This is a genomic window from Cobetia sp. MMG027, assembly GCF_027947415.1.
GTDB lineage: Bacteria > Pseudomonadota > Gammaproteobacteria > Pseudomonadales > Halomonadaceae > Cobetia > Cobetia marina.
Genome location: NZ_JAQJIO010000009.1, coordinates 145,834 through 165,418, shown reverse-complemented (window position 1 = coordinate 165,418; position 19,585 = coordinate 145,834). Strand labels below are relative to the sequence as shown.

The following is a 19,585-nucleotide window of genomic DNA, read 5'->3' as shown; positions in this document are numbered from 1 at the left end:
GTATTCGTCATCACGCCACGCCGCCGCTACCCTTGTGGTACTCGCCCCATGAAGTGCCGGTGCGTCAGATGTCACGCCCGCGCCGCACGTCACACATTCAGGCCTCTTGCCAGAGAGGGGCCTCAAGGAGCCCGCCATGCTCAGCCTTGCTCATGAGGATGTCCTCCTCGCCGCCCACGCCAATGACTGGCGCGACGCCCTGAATCAGGCCGCTGATGCCCTGGTTGCCGGTGGGCGCGCCACGCCGGCCTATCGTGAAGGTCTGCTGGCTCGCGAAGCGCAGTCTTCCACCTACCTGGGGCAGGGCATCGCGATTCCCCACGGAACACCCGACAGTCGTGAGGCCGTGCTGGCCACCGGCGTGCGTGTCCTGCAATTCCCGCAGGGGGTGGAGTGGCACGATGGCAACCGTGTCTTTCTGGTGGTGACCATCGCGGCGCAGTCCGATGAGCACCTCGATATCCTGCGTTCCCTGACGCGCGTGCTGGACCGCGAAGGCGTCAGTGAGCGCCTGGCATCCGCGACGACCGCAGAGCAGATTCTCGCCGAGCTTGGTCGCGAGGTGATTCCGCCACGTCTGGATGCCGATACCGTGCTGTGTGGCTTCCCGGCACGCGACCGCGATGAGCTGGTGCTGGCAGGCGCGGCGCGATTGCGTCAGGCCGGTTGCGTCGGGGACGGTTTTCTCACCGCGATGCTCCAGACCGAGCCGAACGCTCTGGGCCAGGGCATCTGGCTGGTGCAGTCCCGACAGGACGTGAGCCAGCCGGCGCTGTCCGTGGTCACGCCCGAGAAGGCACTGGATACCCGTCACGGGCGCATCAATGCCGTGGCCTGTCTGGCGCTGGACGCTGATGGCGGGCAGCACCGCGTGTTGCTGGAGCGTCTGCTGACGCTGCTGGAAGATGGCGCGGGCGAGCGCCTGCCGGGGCTGTCCACCTCCGCTCTGCTGGCGCGGCTGCTGGGGGAGTCCTCCACGGCACAGCTGGCGAGCGTGACGCTGCTCAATGCACATGGCCTGCATGCCCGTCCCGCCAAGCAGCTGGTACAGGCCGCGCGGGACGCCGGCGAGAGTTTCGGCATCATTCCCTCGCTGCGCCTCGAGCAGGGGGAAGGCGGTATCGTCAGTGCCGCCAGCCTCACCAAGGTGCTGGGGCTGGGAGCACGTCGTGGCCAGACGCTGGTCTTCAGTGCCAACGGCGAGGATGCCCGGGCCAATCAGGCCGCGCTGGATGCCATGGTCGCGGCGGTCAAGGCAGGACTTGGCGAGTCCGTGGAGCCGCTGATGGACCAGCGTCCCGAGGCCAGTGCGCCGGATGCCCAGCCGGCTTCCGACAAGGTGGCAGCCCCCGAGGCCGACAGTGTCGTGCCGGCGGTGGCGGCCTCGCCGGGCATGGCCATCGCGCCCTGCTGGGTGATGTATCAGCCGCGCTTTCTCTATGAGGCGCGCAGCGATGCGGGCGCCGAGCACGAGGCCCAGCGACTGGCGAGCGGTATCCAGACGGCGCGTGAGCAGCTTCAGGAGCTGGTCAATCGGGCCGAAGGCGCCGAGATGGCCGAGATTCTCTCCATGCACGAAGAGATGCTCGGCGACCCGGAGCTGTTTGCCGCGGCGCGCGAGAGTCTCGAGGAAGGCCACAGCGCCGAGGCTGCCTGGTGGTCCGCCATCGACAGCGCCGCGCGAGCCCAGGAAAACCTCGCGGACCGTCTGCTGGCCGAGCGCGCCGCTGACCTGCGCGACGTCGGGCGCCGTGTGCTTGGCGTGCTCACCGACACGCCGCTGCCCAGCGCCCCCGAGACGCCGCATGTGCTGGTGACCGAGGATATCGGCCCGTCGGATGTGGCGCGTCTGGATACCTCCCGGGTGCGTGGACTGGTCACGGCCCTGGGCGGGGCCACCTCGCACAGCGCGATTCTGGCGCGTTCACTGGGCATTCCGGCGGTGGTCGGGGCTGGCCCGAGCGTGCTGGCGATCGCCGATGGCAGCGAGTTGATCGTCGATGGTGAGCGCGGGCGTGTCAGCGTGATGCCTTCCGCCAGTCGCCGCGCCCGGGCCGAAGAGGCGATCGCCGGCCATGAACAGCGTCAGGCCGCTGCCTGGGAAACCCGCATGGCGCCAGCCATCACCCGGGATGGCCATCAGGTCGAGGTGGTGGCCAACCTGGGCAATACCGCGCATGCCGGCGACGCCGTCGAGCGCGGTGCCGAAGGGGTCGGCCTGCTGCGGACCGAATTCGTGTTCATGGCCCATCCGCAGGCACCGGATCTCGCCACCCAGACCGCCCAGTACGGTGAGGCACTCGATGCGCTGGATGGCCGCCCGCTGGTGGCACGCACCCTGGATGTCGGCGGTGACAAGCCGCTGCCTTACTGGCCGCTGCCGCGAGAGGACAATCCCTTCCTCGGGCTGCGTGGCATCCGTCTGGCGCTGACGCGTCCGGAAGTGCTCGAGACCCAGGTCAGGGCACTGCTGATGGCGGCGGGCTCCCGCCCGATCCGCCTGATGTTCCCGATGGTCAAGGACCTTGCCGAACTGCGCGCTGCACGTGCCATCGTCGAGCGCGTACGCAGCGAGCTGGACGCCGCCCATGAAGCCGAGCACGGCCAGCCGCTGGTGCGTGACGTGCAGGTCGGCGTGATGATCGAGATTCCCTCGGCGGCGCTGACGGCCGCCAGCATCGCCCCCGAAGTCGATTTCTTCTCGGTGGGCACCAACGATCTTACCCAGTACACCCTGGCCATCGACCGCGGCCATGCCACGCTCTCCGCACAGGCCGATGGGCTGCATCCGGCAGTGCTGCGTCTGATCGAGATGACGGTGGCGGCCGCGCATGCCCATGGTGCCTGGGTCGGCGTCTGCGGTGAGCTGGCCAGTGATGATCAGGCCGTGGGTGTGCTGGTCGGCCTGGGGGTGGATGAACTGTCCGTCTCCAGTCGCCAGATTCCGCTGGTCAAGGCGCGGGTGCGTGAGCTGGATCTGACCATGGCGCGCGAACAGGCACGCGTCGCCCTGGCGCAGCCGACGTCGGAAGACGTGCGCAGTGCGCTGGACAGCCTGATCGAACAGAACGCCCAACCCCATCCCCGGCAGGAGGAGCAGGTGTGATGACAGCTTCCCATCACTCGCCATTACACCCGGCTGCTGACTGTCCCGTGCTGTGCGTGACGCTCAATCCTGCGCTGGATCTGAGCATCGGGCTGGACAGTCTGACGCTGGGAACGGTCAACCGTGCACGCAGTCATCATCTGGAAGCCGCGGGCAAGGGCATCAACGTGGCGCGCGTGCTGGCGACGCTGGGCCACCCGGTGACCTTGAGCGGCTTTCTGGGGGCCGACAATCAGGCCGATTTCACCGTGGCCTTTGCCGACTGGGGACTGGTGGACGCCTTCGAGCGCGTGGCCGGTGCGACGCGCATCAACGTCAAGCTTGGCGAGGCCAGTGGCCGGGTCACCGACGTGAACGGTACCGGCATGCGGGTGGACGAGGACGCCCTGGCACGCCTGGAAGCGCGCATCGATGACTGGATCGACCGCCAGCAGGCCGAGGGCAATCTGCCACGTTGTGCGGTGGTGATCGCCGGCAGTCTGCCGCCGGGGATCAGCCATGCCCAGCTGGCAGCACTGGTCAGTCGCGTGCGCGAACGCCATGTCGCCTGCTGGCTCGATACCAGCGGCGCCGCGCTGGAAGCGGGGCTGGCGGTGCCGCCCACGGCGGTGAAGCCCAATGAACAGGAGCTGGCGCTGTGGGCCGGGGAGCCGCTGGACAGTGATGCGGCCCGCGAGCGTGCGCTCAGGCGTCTGATCGATCACGGCATCGAGCAGGCGCTGATCTCCGCCGGGCCGGAAGGCGTGCTGTGGGCCAGCCCCGGCGCCGCCATGCTGCGCGCTCGGCCGCCGCGCATGCAGGTCGTCAGTACCGTCTGCGCCGGCGATACCCTGCTGGCCGCCATGCTGCATGGCGTGCTCTGTCAGCCCGATGCCTCACCCGAAGACCGCAAGCGGATTCTGCGCCATGCCACCGCACTCTCCGCCGAGGCCGTGACCCATCCCGGTCCCGGCAATCCGCTTGCCACCACACTCAAGACCCTCCAACAACACACCAGCATCGAGACATTGGCGTCTGCCGATGTCGAGACAGCCGGAGAGCCACGCCAATGAACGTCATCATCGTCACCGCCTGCCCGAGTGGCATGGCGACCACCTTCCTGGCGGCGCGCCGCCTGGAGCAGGCCGCGCGTCGTCGTGGCTGGAATCCGATCATCGACATGCGCTCGCGCATCGAACCCGAGATCACCCTCAGCGAGGCGCAGCTGGCGGAGGCGGAGCTGGTGCTGATCGCCGCATCGCCGCTGGCCAGCGTGGCGCTGGACGACTTTCTCGGCAAGCGGGTGCATCTGGCCCCCATCGAGGATGCGCTGCCGGACCCGCAGGCCTTTCTGGAGCTGGCCGACTCGCGTGCCCGGGTGCTGGAGCGCAAGGACATCGCGGCCCTCACGGACTCGGCCGCACCCGCGTCTGCTGCCGGTGGGACACCCGTCACGTCGTCCCGGGGGCCGTCCATCGTGGCGGTCACGGCCTGTCCCACCGGTGTGGCGCATACCTTCATGGCCGCCGAGGCACTGAGCGAGGCCGGGCGGACGCTGGGCTATCCGACCCGTGTCGAGACCCAGGGCTCGGTCGGTGCCCAGGATGCGCTGACCGAACAGGAGATCGCCGAGGCCGAGGTGGTGATTCTGGCCTGTGACATCGAGGTCGACCCGACCCGCTTCGCCGGCAAGCGCGTCTGGCGCACCTCCACCGGTACCGCGCTCAAGAAGCCGCGCGACACCATCGAGCAGGCGCTGGAAGGTGCCGAGGTGGAATCCGCTTCGGCCTCTGGCGGTCAGGGTGGCCAGCAGAAGGGCGAGAAGCGCGGTCCCTACAAGCACCTGCTGACCGGGGTGTCCTTCATGTTGCCGATGGTGGTGGCAGGCGGCCTGATGATCGCGCTGTCCTTCGTGTTCGGCATCAAGGCCTTCGAGGAGGAGGGCACGCTGGCGGCGGCGCTGATGCAGATCGGTGGTGGCTCGGCCTTCAAGCTGATGATTCCGGTACTGGCGGGCTACATCGCCTACTCGATCGCGGACCGCCCGGGGATCACGCCAGGCATGATCGGGGGCTGGCTGGCCGCGACACTGGACGCCGGGTTCCTGGGTGGCATCATCGCCGGCTTCCTCGCGGGGTACACGGCCTCTGGGCTCAGCCGCTACGTGAAGCTGCCGCAGTCCATCGAGTCGCTCAAGCCGATCCTGATCATCCCGCTGGTGGCGAGCATGGTCACCGGGCTGGTGATGATCTACGTGGTCGGCACGCCGGTGGCGGGGCTGATGACGGCGCTGACCGAGTTCCTCGAGTCCATGGGCTCGGCCAACGCGGTCCTGCTGGGCATTCTGCTCGGTGCGATGATGTGCTTTGACCTGGGTGGGCCGGTCAACAAGGCCGCCTATGCCTTCGGGGTCGGCCTGCTGGCCAGCGAGACCTACGCGCCGATGGCCGCGATCATGGCCGCGGGCATGGTGCCGGCGCTGGGCATGGGGCTGGCAAGCTTCATCGCACGTTCCAAGTTCGCCGAACCGGAGCGTGAGGCCGGCAAGGCCAGCCTCATTCTCGGGCTGTGCTTCATCTCCGAGGGCGCGATTCCCTTTGCCGCCAAGGACCCGCTGCGCGTGATTCCCACCTGCATGGTCGGTGGCGCCGTGACCGGTGCCCTGTCGATGCTGGTGGGTGCCAAGCTGCTGGCGCCGCACGGTGGTCTGTTCGTGCTGCTGATCCCCAATGCCATCAACGTCCCGCTGATGTATCTGGGCGCCATCGTCGCCGGCACCCTGGTGACCGCGATCAGCTATGCGATGATCAAGAAGGGCGCACAGCAGGTCGAGACCGTCGCCGCGACTTGAGATGTCCGGTGCCTCGGGCACCCGTGACGTGATGGCGCAGACATGGAAAAGCCCCCGCCGGGAGACCGGCGGGGGCTTTTGCGTTGCAGGCCGAGCGTAGGCTCAGCACCGGGTGACGACTCAGTCGATGTCGGTCTGCTTGCCGATCACGCCTGGCATCACCGGGGCTTCATTGACCGTATCGTTGCGCACGAAGGCCAGATGCTGCTGATAGGCGGTGACCACTTCATCGAGCACCTGAGCACGCGACAGGCCGTTGAGCTCCTGACCGCTGCCACCCTCGGAGAGGTGGACGGCCAGACGCAGGTAGTAGTCATCGTTGGCATCGATGAAGCTCGGCGTCTGGTGACGCACCGAACGCACCTGGTAGACGAAGTTGGAGGCATCCTCGAACTCGACTTCCAGTGTCACGCGCGGCAGCGGCTCACCCTCTGCCGTCTCTTCACTGACGGAGGAGACCTGGCCGCGACGGTTGAGCTCTTCGGCCAGCTGATTGAGCGCCGGACGAATGGAGCGCTTCAGCGTTGCCTCGGCACTGCCGCTCTTGGCGAAGTCGAGCACGTGATCCAGACGCTCGTGCCAGTCGACCCCTTCATAGACGCAGCTGTTGTCCTGACGCACGTTCTCCTTGCGGTCCTCGATCATCAGCGCCTTGTACATGCCGATCATCATGAAGATCAGCACGATGGAGAAGGGCACGGCGGTGATCACCACGGCGCTCTGCAGCGCGCTCAGCCCCCCGACCATCAGCAGAGCCAGCGTCAGCAGGCCGATGATGGCGGACCAGAAGATGCGCAGCCAGATCGGTGCATCGTGGTTGACGTCCTTGAGGATGGACGTGAAGTTGGCCAGTACCAGGGCGCCGGAGTCGGCGGAGGTCACGAAGAACACGATCCCCAGAATCGCCACCACGGCGGTGGTGATGGTGGAGTACGGCAGCTGCTCCAGGAAGGTATAGATGGTGTTCTGCGGTGCGTTCAGGGCTTCGGTGGCCAGTGCGCTGACGCCCTGGTTGGCGACCATGTCGATGGCCGAGTTACCGAAGACGCTCATCCATACCATCATGAAGCTCAGCGGGATCAGCAGCGCACCGAACACGAACTGACGGATGGTGCGGCCACGTGAGATGCGCGCGAGGAACAGGCCCACGAACGGGGTCCAGGCGATCCACCAGCCCCAGAAGAACAGGGTCCAGCCGCTCATCCATTCATCGGTCCCCGGCGTGTAGGCATAGGTATCGAAGCTCTTGGCGGTGAACTGGGTCAGGTAGTCACCGATGTTGAGCACCAGCGCGTTGAGCAGCTGGGAGGTGTCGCTGACGGCCAGCACGAAGATCAGCAGGGCGGTGGCCAGCAGCATGTTGAATTCGGACAGCAGGCGGATGCCCTTCTCGACACCGGTGATGACGGAAATCGTCGCCAGAATCATCACGCCGATGATCAGTGCCGCTTGCACGGCGAGGTTCTCGGGCACGCCCAGCATGAACTTGAGACCGTAGTTCAGCTGGATGACGCCGATGCCCAGTGAGGTGGCGATCCCGAACACGGTGGAGATGATGGCGAAGATATCCACGGCGTTGCCGATCGGGCCATTGATGCGGTTGCCCAGCAGCGGATAGAAGGCCGAGCGGATGGCCAGCGGCAGGCGGTGGCGATAGCTGAAGTACGCAAGCGACATGCCGGCGAGCACATAGATGCCCCAGCCGGAGAGCCCCCAGTGGAAGAAGGTTTCCACCATGGCGTTGCGGATCGCCGCCTGGGTCTCGGGGTCCCCCGTGACCGGTGCCACATAGTGGGACAGCGGCTCGGCGATGCAGTAGAACAGGATGTCGATGCCGATACCGGCGGCGAACAGCATCGCGGCCCAGGACATCAGCGAGAATTCAGGACGCGAGTCGTCCGGTCCCAGGCGGATGCGCCCGAAGCGTGAGCAGGCGATCAGCACACCGAAGACCAGATAGGCCACGATGGCCAGCATGTAGAACCAGCCGAAGGTATCGATGGTCCAGCTCAGGGCGTTGCCGATCCACTGGTCAGCCAGTTCGGTGAACAGCATCGCGAAGGCGAGGAACGCCACGATACCGATGATCGATCCGTAGAAGACCGTCGGATTGATGCGACTCGAGGTCGGCGCAGCGCTCTCGGAGGAAGCGGGTTTCTGCATGAGGAACTCCTGTCATGGGGAAGTTTCACTCGTGCGTAGTGCTTTGCTGACAGCCTGCGGCTGTGGGGGCAACGGCAGGGTGTCAGCAAAGACGGACACGAACGGCACGGGCCTCGCTCAGCTCCCGTCATGGGCAGCGCTGAAGCGGTGGCAGTGTCGACTGGCAGGCGGAGGAATGGCAGGTCCATCCGCAGGCAGCAGGCGAGAACGGCCTCAAGGCGATTCACGAAGGTCGGTCGGCGGGCGCCTCGGCAACGGCATGCCTGGCGACTGTCTCGCGACCTTCATCATGGTGAACGTTCACAGGGCGCTGCTGGACGTCAGAGACTGTCTTGCCAAGATCTCTGACTCCGACATCTGCGCGGCGCGAATTCCTTCGCGGCCAGTGCCGGGTCCGCTTTCCGCTGACGGTTGCAGGCATCCCCCTGCGGTGGCTTCTGTCATGGACACCGTTGCTCAATGCCCTGTCGTTCGAGAGAACCCTCGGACGGGGGAGCTCAGCAGTCAGGAAAGCACGACTCTCATCATCACGCCATGTAATGCTCAAGGCCTCGCAAAATTATTTTAATTGATTGTTCAATAAAAATATAACCCCCATTACCCAAAAAGACAGGGGGACTGTCGCTTTCTCTTATGAACCTGTCGCGATCCGTCGGGCGCGAGCCCTCATGCCAGAGCCTCCCGTCAGGAATGTCGCGGAGAGAGACATTTCTGTCGCCAATGGACGAAAACGACACCGCCCCGACCACCAGAAGGCGGCCGGGACGGCATCGTTTTCGCGTTTTCTTCCCCACAAGACCGATCAGGGTCACTTCATGGGGCGTGTCTGGCTGGCACCTGAAAAGGGGAGTCGCCTCTCAGGTGCCGCGCATCAGGCCTGCGGAGCCGGCTCGCCCAGTCCCTCCTGCGGACCACCGTGCGGGCCGCCATGACGCATGCCATTGGCCATGAAGGCCTCCAGCGCGTCCAGCTGTTCGGCGGACAGGACATCAGCCAGTTTCTCGCGGCCTTCCTGACGCAGTTCCAGGCGCTGCTCCTTCATCTCCTTGCGCATTTCCTGACGGGCCGCGACACGCTCCTGTCTGGTGTCGGCATCCTTCATGGCATCCCGCATGTCGTCGTGCATCTCTTTCATGCTGTCATGCATCTCGTCACGCATTTCCTTGCGGACTTCCTTGAGCGCCTGCATCTGATCATCGCTCAGATTCCAGCTTGCCAGCAGGGCCTTCATGCCTTCGCGCTGCTGGCGCTCCGCCATCTTCGGGCCGCGCTTGTCGCGCTGGTGCATCATGTCCAGCACCTTGATCTGGTCATCGTTGAGCACCTTGGCGAGGCGCTCGTGCTGCGTCTCGCGCAGTTCCTTGAAGGCGGCCTTGCGCGCTTCACGCGAGTCGAAGTCGGTTTCCTTGAGCGACTTCATGTCGCCGCGCATGGCATCGAAGGAATCCTTGAGGGACGCACGCTGGTCCTCATCCAGGTTCCAGCTGTCGAACAGGGCGCCCATCAGTGCCATGCGCTGATCGCCATCGCGTCCCATGTGCTTGCCGCCGGCCGGCTTGTCCTTCATGGCCATCGGCTTGTCGCCATGCTTGTCGGCCCCATCAGGGCGCTTGGCATCATGCTTGCCGTGCATCGGCTTGCCTGCGGCCCAGTAGGCTTCAAGCACCTTGACCTGGTTGTCGTCGAGAATCTCGGCGAGGGCGGCCTTGTGCTGGTCACGCTGGGCCTTGATGGCATCACGACGTGCTTCGCGAGAGTCGAAGGTCTGTTCCTTGAGCTGCTTGCGGCTTTCCATCTGCTGCTGCTTCAGCGTTTCGAGCTTCTGTTTCTGAGCATCGCTGAGGTGCCAGCTGGCGAGAATCTTGTCCAGGCCTGCCTGGCGGCCGGCGGCACCGTCGTGCTGTTCCTGTTGCTTGACGCCGCTGGCGGCCATGGCGGTCATCGGCAGTGCCAGGGCGGTCAGCAGACCGGAAACGATGAGCTTGCGAGAAATGCGGTTCATGGCGTACTCCGTATGTCGAGATAAAGAACTGCGTTCATGCGATATGGCGAGTATCGGCGGCGAATGTGCCGGGATTGTGCAAGTACTCGCGGGTAAGTGTGCAATGTGTCATGTCAGGATCTGCAACGCTGTCGCGGCAGCCTGCCACGAGGCCGTCAGTGCCGGGCTTGCTTGCCCGTGCTGGCCTTGTCGGGGTAGTGGCGATCGAAGTGCTGATGAAAACGGCTTGTCTGCTCGGCGTTCAGGATTCTGTCGACCTTGGCCAGATAGTCCTGACGGGCCTTGGCCAGCGCCTTTGCATCGTGGTAGCTCTCGGCCGCCTGACGCTGCTGGCGGTAGTGACGATATTGCGTGTCGAGGGTGTCGCGCTGACTGACGTTCAGGCTGATGCCATCCAGCAATACGCTCAGGGAGACATCGGCGGCGCTGGCGCTGCTCACGGTCAGCGGTGACACCATCAGCATGACGCTCAGCATGCCGGCACTGATCAGACGAGTGCGAGGACGCGCACGCTTGGCAGGACGGTGGGACATGGCGAATACCTCACTTGTGGCGTGAGCCCGAGCTCATGCGGCAGTCGATGTCGCGTACTCAGGCAGTGATGACAGTATCCGTCGCAGTTGGACAGCAAGTTAGCACCGCGGGTGCAACAAAAACGCAACCGCCGTCTGTGGTCACAGACGGCGGTTGTCATGTTGCTGAAAGGTTCGCGGGCCCGGGGAGAGGCGGGGAGTCAGTCCAGCACGTCAGGCTCGAACTTGTAGCCGACGCCATAGATGGAGCGGATCACGTCGCGCTCCGGCCAGGCACTGGCGATCTTGCGGCGCAGCTTCTTGACGTGGGAATCCACGGTGCGCTCCGAGACGATGCGGTGATCCCGGTACATGTGGTCCATCAGCTGATCACGGGAGAAGATGCGCCCCGGTGATTGCATCATCACCTTGAGCAGCTGGAACTCGACGGCGGTCAGCCCCAGGTCATGGCCATCCGCCAGGGCCTGCCAGCCTTCTTCGTTGAGCGTCAGCTGGCCCTTGGCGGAGCTTTGCGAGAGCGTCTGGTCGAGTGCCTGGCTGCGACGCAGCACGGCCTTGATGCGGGCGACCACCTCGCGCGGGCTGAAGGGTTTGCAGATGTAGTCATCGGCGCCCAGCTCCAGCCCCAGCAGGCGATCCACTTCCTCGACGCGGGCGGTCAGCATCACGATGGGCAGCAGGCCGTCTTCAGCGCGCAGCTGACGGCACAGGGTGAGGCCATCGGTACCCGGCAGCATCAGGTCGAGCAGGACCAGTGCCGGTCTCTCGTCATTGACCGCGGCGATGACGGCATTGCCATCATCCACGTGGCGGGTGCGATAACCGCTGCCATTCAGATAATCGCACAGCAGGCTGGCGATCTTGGGCTCATCCTCGACCACCAGAATCAGTGGCTTGCGAGATTGTGCCTGGTCATCGGAGTGGTCGGCGTGAATGTCGCTCATGGTCAAGAGTCCTTGCGGATGAAAAAGAGTCAGTCTCAAGTAGACAACAGCGGCAGGCGAATGTCCCATCGCAGCCCGCCCAGTGTGGAGTGCCCCGGCACCAGCTCGCCTTCATGGGCACTCACCAGCGCGCTGGCGATGGCCAGCCCCAGCCCGCTGCCACCGCTTGAGCGATTGCGCGAGTTCTCGACGCGATACAGTCGCTCGGTGAGGTGGGCAAGCTCGGCGTCCGGCACGCCGGGGCTGGAATCCTCCCAGCGCACGATCGCCCAGCCGGGGTGGCCGGCTCCCTGGGCGGGGCTTGCGGCTTCGTGCAGCAGACTGACCTTGAGTCTGCCCGGTGCATCGGTATAGGCACGGGTGTTGCTGGCCAGGTTGCTCCACAGCTGATGCAGGCGTTGCGTGTCGCCCAGCACCCGCAGCGGCAGCGGGATGTCGGTCTCCAGTGCGATCCCGGCATCCGCCAGCCAGCCGCGCAGGTCGTCCAGGCTGTCACGGAGCTGGGTATCCAGCGCCAGCGGCTCGCGCCAGGCTTCCAGCGTACCGGCATCGCTCTGTGCCAGCAGGCGCAGGTCCGCCACCAGGCGATTGAGGGCGTCCACCTCCTGGGCCAGCGAGCCGAGGCTTGAATGGCTCATCGGGCGGAAGCCATCCTGCATGGCTTCAATCTCACCCTTGAGCACCGCCAGGGGAGTCCGCAGCTCGTGGGAGATGTCGCTGACCCAGCGCTGGCGGGAATCGCGATTGCTCTCCAGCGTCGCCGCCAGGGCATTGAAGTCCTCGGCCAGCCGCGACAGCTCATCCTGCCCGCGAACCGGCAGACGGGTGGCATAGTCGCCACTCGACAGGCGATTGGCACCAGAGGCCAGGTCACGGACGCGGTGCCCCAGCCACCAGGCGATCCCGGCGGCCGCCAGCAGCGAGGCGAAGGCGGATGAGAGCATGATGATGGCCAGATCGCGCGACTGACGTTCCAGATACTGGTCCTTGCCGCGTTTCAGCATCTCGCTTACCGGCAGATAGCCGAGTTCTCCGATCTTGCTGCCATCAAGCATCAGGTCCTTGAACTGCATGCCGGGAATGGGGCGCGGTGCCCCATTGAGACGCTGGCCATCGGCATCACGCAGCATGTAATCCTGCGGGCGCGTCATGTTGGGCCCCAGCAGCATGGCCTGCTCTCCGACCGGCGGGCGCGACATGCCGGGGCCGGGCATCATGCTGTCCTCCCGTCCCGGCGGGCGCGACATGCCGGGGCCGGGCATCATGCTGTCCTCCCGGCCTGGCGGCGGTGACATGCCGGGCCCGGGCATCATGCCGTCCTCTTCGCTCGGCGGGCGGGAGTGCACGATACGCCCCCAGTTGCGCCGACTCTTGAGCCATTGCCAACTGCCCTCGGCGGCATAGGCGCTGATCAGGTCCGTCGAGATCATCTCGACGCGTTCCTGCTGGGTCTGCTGCAGGTACTCGGCGAAGCCCTTGTCCATGCTCTTGGAAATGAACAGGTAGATGCTGCCGCCGATCACGACATTGGTCAGCAGCAGGATCACGAACAGGCGGACCGAAAGTCTCGAGCGCAGGGCGGTCACGGGTTGGATCATGACGCACGTTCCTCCTGAGGCGGGGTGCGGGGCGGCAGTCCCAGCAGGCGACGCAGGCTGTGCTGCAGGTCTTCCAGCAGCAGATAGAGCGACGGCACCAGGATCAGCAGGATGACCGTCGCGAACAGGATGCCGAAGCCGATGGATACGGCCATCGGGATCATGAAGCGAGCCTGGCGCGAGGTCTCGAAGATCATCGGCGCGAGACCGAAGAAGGTGGTCAGCGTGGTCAACAGGATCGGGCGCAGACGTCGCGTGGCGGCCATGATGATCGCCTCACGCGCACTGGCTCCGGCCAGCCGCTGGCGGTTGGCATAGTCGATGAGGACCAGCGCATCGTTGATGACGATGCCCGACAGCGCCAGCATGCCCATCAGGCTGATCACCGATAGCCCGTAGCCCATCAGCTGATGGCCGATCACCGCGCCGATCAGGCCGAAGGGGATCGCCGTCATCACCAGCAGCGGCTGCAGATAGCTTCTGAAAGGCAGGGCCAGCAGCAGATAGAGCGCCGCCAGGGTCAGCAGCAACGAGACCTGCAGGGACCCCAGATTGTCGGCGGTCTCCTCCTGACGCCCGCCATAGCCGATGCTCAGAGTTGGATACTGACTCTTCAGCTCGGGATAGACATCGCTTTCCAGACTGGTGATCACCTGACTGACCGCATCGGACGGCGTGACGTTGGCGGTGACCTCGATCACGCGGCGACCATCGATGCGCAGGATGCTGGAGGCGGCGCGCCCCTGCTGGATGTCGGCCACCAGTCCCAGCGGCACGCTGACGCCGTCGGCCGTCTGCACGCCGAAATTCTCCAGCTGGGCCAGACTCGCGCGCTGGGCTTCGGGCAACAGCACCTTGACCTCGACCTCATTGCGACCCTGCTGCTGCTTGAGTGCCGTGGCGCCGGACAGCGGTCCGCGCAGCTGGTTGGCCAGCGTCGCGCCGTCCAGTCCCAGCGAGCGTCCATAGGCATTGAGCTGCAGATAGAGCTCGCGCTTGCCGTCATCCAGACCGCTGTCGATATCCGACAGCGAGCTGTAATCCTCAAGCGAGGTCGCCAGGGTCGCGGCGGCCGCCATCAGCGCGGCACTGTCGGAGGATGACAGTCGAATGGTGAGGCCCGCGCCGCGTCCCGGCCCGCCGATATCGGATTCGAACAGCAGCGATTCGGTATTGGCGATGGTGCCCGCTTCCTCGCGCCAGGCCTTGATCAGCTGCGAGGGCGACCAGTTGTTCTCCACCGTGGTGTCCAGATTGGCGATGATGCTCAGCGAGTTGCCTTCTATCTCGGCGCTGGTGGAAAAGACCGCCAGGTCGGCTTCGCGCTCGCGCACGCGGTCCAGCGCCGCCAGCAGCAGGGTGCGCACTTCGCGGTCCTGGCTGATCGGGCTGCCCACCGGCAGATTGGCGGTGACGCCGGCGCGGTTGGATTCCACTCGTGGCATCAGCGAGAAGCCGAGACGGCCACTGGCCATCCAGGCCATCGCCAGCACCAGCAGCGCCAGGCCACAGATGGCGGTCAGACCACGGTAGTTCAGACACCCCTCGAGGAAGGGCTGGAAGCGCTGACGCGTGAAGCGCTCCAGTCCGTGCTGGACGCCGTGACGCACGCGGTCCAGCGGTGCCAGCCAGCGAATCGGCTTTTCGCTGGTGTGTCCCAGGTGCGCGGGCAGGATGAAGATCGCCTCGATCCAGCTCAGCGCGAAGATGCTGATCACCACCAGCGGGATGATGCCGAATACCAGCCCGAGGAAGCCGGGCAGGAACAGCAGCGGAATGAAGGCCACGATGTTGGACAGGATCGAGAACGCCAGTGGCACCGCGATCTCGCGTGCGCCGAGGATGGCGGCTTCGCGCATGCTGGCGCCGCGCTCGCGATGCGAGTGGATGTTCTCGCCGACGATGATGGCGTCATCCACCACGATGCCCAGCGCGATGATGAAGGCGAACATCGAGATCATGTTGATGGACACGCCGACCAGCGGCAGGAACAGCATCGCGCCCAGGAAGGCCGTGGGGATGCCCAGGGTGACCCAGAAGGCGAGGCGCGCCTCCAGGAACAGGCCCAGCAGCACCAGTACCAGCACCAGCCCCATCCAGGCGTTCTTGAGCAACAGTTCCAGACGGTCCTGGTAGACCAGCGAATCATCGTCCTCGACACTCAGCGTCAGGCCGCGCGGCAGGCTGGCGGACAGCTCCGGCAGCATCGCCATGGTCGCGGCGGACAGCTCGTTGGGTGTCTGGGAGCCGACCTGATAGATGTCCAGGCCGATCGCCGGTTCACCGTCATAGAGCACTTCCTTGTCACTGTCGGCGAAGCCGTCGGTGACGGTGGCGATATCGCCCAGGCGGATGACATTGCCTTCCTGACTGGAGATCACCGGCAGCTGCGCGAACTCGGCGGCACCGTCGCGTCGCGCCTCGTAGCGCACCAGGTACTCGCCCTGCTGGGTGTCCAGACTGCCGCCGGCCAGGTTGAGCGCCTGATTGCCGATCAGGCTGGCCACATCCTGATGCGAGAGGCCGTAACGGCGCAGCGCCCCTTCCTCCAGTGACACGTGCACTTCCCGGTCACGGATGCCGGTCAGCTCCACCTTGGTGATGTCGTTGCTGTCCAGCAGGCTCAGGCGCAGACGCTCGGCGACGTTGCGCAGGGTCTGGTCATCCGTCTGGCCGTGCAGCTTGAGTTCCATCACGCTGCGCGAGCGACCTGCCAGCGAGTAGACGGGCGGATCGGACTCATCGGGCAGGGTAGTGATGCTGTCGATGGCCTGCTGGATGTCCTGGTAGGCGCGCATGGTCTCGACGCCATCCTGAAGCTCGATGGACAGTGAGCCGAGGCCTTCCTCGGCCGTGGCGGTGATCTCCTCGATCCCCTCCACGTCCTGCACCGCGGATTCCATGGCCTGCAACAGACTCTCGGACACTTCATCGGGGGTCGCGCCGGAATAGCTGACGCTGACGTTGATGATCTCGAGCTCGAAGGAGGGGAAGACCTCCTTCTTGATCTGGCTGGACATCAGCAGACCGCCGAGAATCAGACACAACATCAGCAGGTTGGCGGCGACACCATGATCATGCATCCAGCGGATGGGGCCCTTGAGGCGCGACGGTGCCGTCATGAGTCACTTCCGGTGGTCGTGGCGCGCTTGTCGGCAACCGGGGCGTTCTTGTCACCAGTCGCGGTGTCCTGCTCAACTGTCGCGGTGCTCTTGTCGCCAGCCGTCGTCTTGTCGTCAGCCGCCTTGTTATCAGGGGTCCTGGTGGTCGGCGTCGGCGCATCACCGCGGGCACGCAGCGCCATGCCGGCCTCGACATTGCTCAAGGCACTCACGATGACCCGCTCGCCATCGCTCAAGCCTCCGGCGATCAGCAGGGTGTCGTTGCCCAGATGGCGCACGCCCACCGCACGTTTCTCCAGATAGCCATCCTCCGTCAGCACCCAGACCTGCTGGCCACTGCGCAGGGCGCTGACCGGCAGCTCGATCAGCGATGCGGTGCGCTGAGGTGTCAGAGTCGCTTCCACCACATCGCCCAGACGCAGGGCCGGCGTGCTGGCGCGCGCCTCCTCGGAGACGTCGAGCGCCAATGGGTCTTCCACTGCCACCATCACCTGAGTCAGCAGGCCGTTGTCCTCCAGGGACGGCAGGACGCTCCACACTTCGCCGCGCCGATGCTGGCCCTCCGGCCATGCCTTGCTGGACAGCAGGACCGGCGTGCCCTGTCCGTCACGGGCATGGGTCGAGAGCCATTCCATGTCGGCCTGCGGGAGATTGAGACGCACCCAGAAGCGGTCGGTGGCCACCAGCGTCAGCAGGTCGGTGAAGGCGTTGAGGTCACTGCCTTCGCCGACCAGACGCTCGCTGATCAGGCCGTCATAGGGCGCGCGGATCTCGGTACGTTCCAGATTGAGTCTGGCCTGGTCGCGGCTGGCGCGGGCACTGTCCACCGCGGCCTGAGCCGACTTGAGCTGAGGCTCGCGCAGCACCAGCGCTTTCTGCGCCGCCGGCAGGTTGCGACCGAAGGTCTTGTATTCCGAGGCCGCGCGGATCTGCTCGCCCTTTTCCGAGGCGAGGCTGGCTTCTGCCGTGGCGAGATCCGCCTCGGCCTGACGCAGCGCCAGCTGGTAATCCAGCTGGTCGAGACTCGCCAGCAGCTGGTTCGCGCGGACTTCACGGCCCGCCTCGATGCCCTCGGGGAAGGGGGCCAGTTGACCGCTGACCCGGGTGGATACGGTCGTCTGACGATCGGCGATCACGCGGCCGTAGCCTTCCAGTGTCGGTGCACTGGCCGTATGGCTGACCGTCACCACTTCCACGCTGGGAACCGGGGCGTCACTGGGCGCGCGCTTGGGGGCGCCGGGGCGATGGGTCATCCACCAGGCCGCCAGCGCTATCGCCAGCGCGAGAATGATCAGCGCCAGCAGGCGCATCCAGATCAGACGGCGGGAGGAGGGTGGCTTGCTGCCAGTGGCGGAGGGTGGCGATGCCGGGGTTGGCGACTCAGGGCTGTTGTCCATGCGGACTCCGGACGAAAGATGTCAGGCCCTGATGTGCAACGCCCTCTGACCAGTCGCGAGAGCGCCGGGCAGAGACGTAGGATCATGGGCCAGAATGGCGGACGAAAGGGTGGATGATCGCATGATGTCATGCAGGCGCAATGCAAAAGTGGGAAATAGCGTGCAAGACGCGCGATAGGGAATTCTGGCATTTGCCAGGCACAAAAAAAGCTGCCACATGACGTGGCAGCTTTTCGTCAGCGCTCCGGGTCGCGGGTGTCTAGAGGAACAGCCCGATCAGCAGCGCCATGCTGACGCCGATCACGCCGATCAACGTCTCCATCACCGTCCAGCTTTTCAGGGTGTCCTTCTCGGTCAGGCCGAAGTAGCGGCTGACCAGCCAGAAGCCGGAGTCATTGACGTGGCTGAGCACGGTGGCGCCACTGGCGATGGCGATCACTACCAGTCCCAGCACCGGACCGGACAGCGCCAGCGTATCGATGACCGGCGCCATCAGGCCGGCGGCGGTGATCATCGCCACGGTAGCCGAGCCCTGGATGACACGCACCGCGGTGGCGATCAGGAAGGCGAGCAGGATCGGTGGCAGATTGCTGTCGGCCATCAGGGTGCCGAGCACGTCACCGACGCCGGAGTCGATCAGCATCTGCTTGAAGACACCCCCAGCCCCGGTGACCAGAATGATGATGCCGGCCGGCTCCAGTGCCTTGGTGGCGACTTCCATCACCTGTTCACGCGTCATGCCGCGACGCGTGCCCAGCAGGGTGAAGGCCATCAGCGTGGCCAGACTCAGTGCCACGAACGGGTGGCCGAGAAAGCCCAGCCAGCCGACCAGCGGACTGTCGTCACCGAACAGGAAGCCGGAGATGGTGTTGAGCACGATCAGCGCCAGCGGAAGCAGCACGATGGACAGGATCAACCCGAAGCCCGGGGCGCGCTGATTGACCTCTTCATCGCTCATCACGCTGCCGGCATTTTCCATGTACTCCGGGATCCTGGCATCGATACGCTTGGCGATGAAGCGACCGAAGATCGGCCCCGCGACGATCATCGCCGGCAGACCGCACAGCGCCCCGAACAGGATCACGTAGCCGAGGTCGGCACCGATCAGCTTGGCGACCGCGATCGGCCCCGGGGTCGGCGGAATGAAGGAGTGCGTCACGGCCAGACCGGCCAGCAGCGGGATGCCGTAATAGAGCAGCGAGCGGCCGCTGCGACGCGCCAGCGCATAGACCAGCGGCACCAGGATGATGAAGGCGACATCCAGGAATACCGGAATCGCGACCAGAAAGCCGGTCAGCGCCAGCGCCCATTGCGAGCGTGAGGTGCCGAAGCGCCCCAGCAGGGTGTTGGCCATGCGGTCGACGCCGCCGGACACTTCCAGCATCTTGCCGAACATCGCGCCGAGCCCGACCACGGTGGCCACGAAGCCCAGGGTGTTGCCCATGCCGTTGGTGACGGAATCGATGATGGCGTCGGGCTGCATGCCGGTGGCCAGCCCGACCCCCAGACTCACTACCAGCAGGGCGACGAAGGCGTGCAGGCGCAGACGCATGACGAGGTACAGCAGCAGCAGGATACCGCCGAGGGCGGCAAGGACGAGGGTGCTATCTGGGGACATGATGGCGAACTCTTGCGGCTGGCGGTGGCGGTGCGATCTGCCACGGCCTTGGGCGTATGGTGTGAGGCGTGTCGTGTGAGGCCTGTGGTGCAGGGCCGGTTTTGCCAGACCTGTTGTGCAGACCTGTTGTGCAAGACCTGTTGTGCAAGACCTGTTGTGCAAGACCTGTTGCTTCGTGCAGGATGAAAGTTACCGGTAACATAAGCGTCTGTGCAATGATCCGAAAGGTGCATGTCGCCGGGTCGCCACGACATGGATGATGCCTGCGCGGG

General features: G+C 65.4%; 11 protein-coding genes. 3 read left to right on the top strand and 8 right to left on the bottom strand.

The annotated features are described in order from the left end of the window. The first annotated feature begins 136 nt into the window (after positions 1-136). Genes ptsP through PJK54_RS13805 form a run of 3 tightly spaced genes read left to right on the top strand, consistent with a single transcriptional unit; the run spans position 137 to position 5,936 of the window. Positions 137-3,106: a phosphoenolpyruvate--protein phosphotransferase gene (gene ptsP / locus PJK54_RS13815; RefSeq protein WP_077378373.1), complete on the top strand. Its 2,970-nt coding sequence runs from the start codon at positions 137-139 to the stop codon at positions 3,104-3,106. Beyond that, positions 3,106-4,158: a 1-phosphofructokinase family hexose kinase gene (locus PJK54_RS13810; RefSeq protein ID WP_176493550.1), complete on the top strand. Its 1,053-nt coding sequence runs from the start codon at positions 3,106-3,108 to the stop codon at positions 4,156-4,158. Before ptsP ends, PJK54_RS13810 begins: the two co-directional genes overlap by 1 nt. Beyond that, entirely contained in the window at positions 4,155-5,936 is a 1,782-nt protein-coding gene (locus PJK54_RS13805) for a PTS fructose-like transporter subunit IIB (RefSeq protein WP_271303176.1), read from the top strand. The genes PJK54_RS13810 and PJK54_RS13805 overlap by 4 nt, the downstream gene beginning before the upstream one ends. A 120-nt stretch (positions 5,937-6,056) precedes the next feature. Here PJK54_RS13805 and betT read toward each other — a convergent pair whose 3' ends face one another. From betT to PJK54_RS13765, 8 genes are all read right to left on the bottom strand, one after another. Next, positions 6,057-8,099, bottom strand: a complete 2,043-nt coding sequence (gene betT, locus PJK54_RS13800) for a choline BCCT transporter BetT (RefSeq protein ID WP_077378383.1) — start codon at positions 8,097-8,099, stop codon at positions 6,057-6,059. An 871-nt stretch (positions 8,100-8,970) separates the two neighbouring features. Beyond that, positions 8,971-10,101 (bottom strand): hypothetical protein, encoded by a 1,131-nt coding sequence (locus PJK54_RS13795; RefSeq protein ID WP_271303175.1) that lies wholly within the window; start codon positions 10,099-10,101, stop codon positions 8,971-8,973. Positions 10,102-10,256: 155 nt separating this feature from the next. Next, complete coding sequence (locus PJK54_RS13790; RefSeq protein WP_271303174.1) at positions 10,257-10,634, bottom strand: hypothetical protein; 378 nt, start codon at positions 10,632-10,634, stop codon at positions 10,257-10,259. A 200-nt stretch (positions 10,635-10,834) separates the two neighbouring features. Next, positions 10,835-11,578: a response regulator gene (locus PJK54_RS13785; protein ID WP_077378392.1), complete on the bottom strand. Its 744-nt coding sequence runs from the start codon at positions 11,576-11,578 to the stop codon at positions 10,835-10,837. A gap of 35 nt (positions 11,579-11,613) precedes the next feature. Continuing rightward, positions 11,614-13,176, bottom strand: coding sequence for a HAMP domain-containing histidine kinase (locus tag PJK54_RS13780; protein WP_077378395.1), 1,563 nt, complete (start codon positions 13,174-13,176; stop codon positions 11,614-11,616). Next, the gene (locus PJK54_RS13775) at positions 13,173-16,298 is read right to left on the bottom strand and encodes an efflux RND transporter permease subunit (RefSeq protein ID WP_254696556.1); all 3,126 of its coding nucleotides are present in this window, start codon (positions 16,296-16,298) and stop codon (positions 13,173-13,175) included. Before PJK54_RS13775 ends, PJK54_RS13780 begins: the two co-directional genes overlap by 4 nt. Beyond that, positions 16,295-17,695 carry an efflux RND transporter periplasmic adaptor subunit gene (locus PJK54_RS13770; protein ID WP_271303173.1) on the bottom strand — a complete coding sequence of 467 codons (1,401 nt, stop codon included), beginning with the start codon at positions 17,693-17,695 and terminating at the stop codon, positions 16,295-16,297. The genes PJK54_RS13775 and PJK54_RS13770 overlap by 4 nt, the downstream gene beginning before the upstream one ends. A gap of 259 nt (positions 17,696-17,954) precedes the next feature. Beyond that, positions 17,955-19,313, bottom strand: coding sequence for a GntT/GntP/DsdX family permease (locus tag PJK54_RS13765; protein WP_271303172.1), 1,359 nt, complete (start codon positions 19,311-19,313; stop codon positions 17,955-17,957). Positions 19,314-19,585 lie beyond the last annotated feature (272 nt).

Excerpts from the sequence above, each read along its gene's own strand:
- ptsP (WP_077378373.1), top strand. The coding sequence starts at position 137 with ATGCTCAGCCTTGCTCATGAGGATGTCCTCCTCGCCGCCCACGCCAAT.
- PJK54_RS13810 (WP_176493550.1), top strand. The coding sequence starts at position 3,106 with ATGACAGCTTCCCATCACTCGCCATTACACCCGGCTGCTGACTGTCCC.
- PJK54_RS13805 (WP_271303176.1), top strand. The coding sequence starts at position 4,155 with ATGAACGTCATCATCGTCACCGCCTGCCCGAGTGGCATGGCGACCACC.
- betT (WP_077378383.1), bottom strand. The coding sequence starts at position 8,099 with ATGCAGAAACCCGCTTCCTCCGAGAGCGCTGCGCCGACCTCGAGTCGC.
- PJK54_RS13795 (WP_271303175.1), bottom strand. The coding sequence starts at position 10,101 with ATGAACCGCATTTCTCGCAAGCTCATCGTTTCCGGTCTGCTGACCGCC.
- PJK54_RS13790 (WP_271303174.1), bottom strand. The coding sequence starts at position 10,634 with ATGTCCCACCGTCCTGCCAAGCGTGCGCGTCCTCGCACTCGTCTGATC.
- PJK54_RS13785 (WP_077378392.1), bottom strand. The coding sequence starts at position 11,578 with ATGAGCGACATTCACGCCGACCACTCCGATGACCAGGCACAATCTCGC.
- PJK54_RS13780 (WP_077378395.1), bottom strand. The coding sequence starts at position 13,176 with ATGATCCAACCCGTGACCGCCCTGCGCTCGAGACTTTCGGTCCGCCTG.
- PJK54_RS13775 (WP_254696556.1), bottom strand. The coding sequence starts at position 16,298 with ATGACGGCACCGTCGCGCCTCAAGGGCCCCATCCGCTGGATGCATGAT.
- PJK54_RS13770 (WP_271303173.1), bottom strand. The coding sequence starts at position 17,695 with ATGGACAACAGCCCTGAGTCGCCAACCCCGGCATCGCCACCCTCCGCC.
- PJK54_RS13765 (WP_271303172.1), bottom strand. The coding sequence starts at position 19,313 with ATGTCCCCAGATAGCACCCTCGTCCTTGCCGCCCTCGGCGGTATCCTG.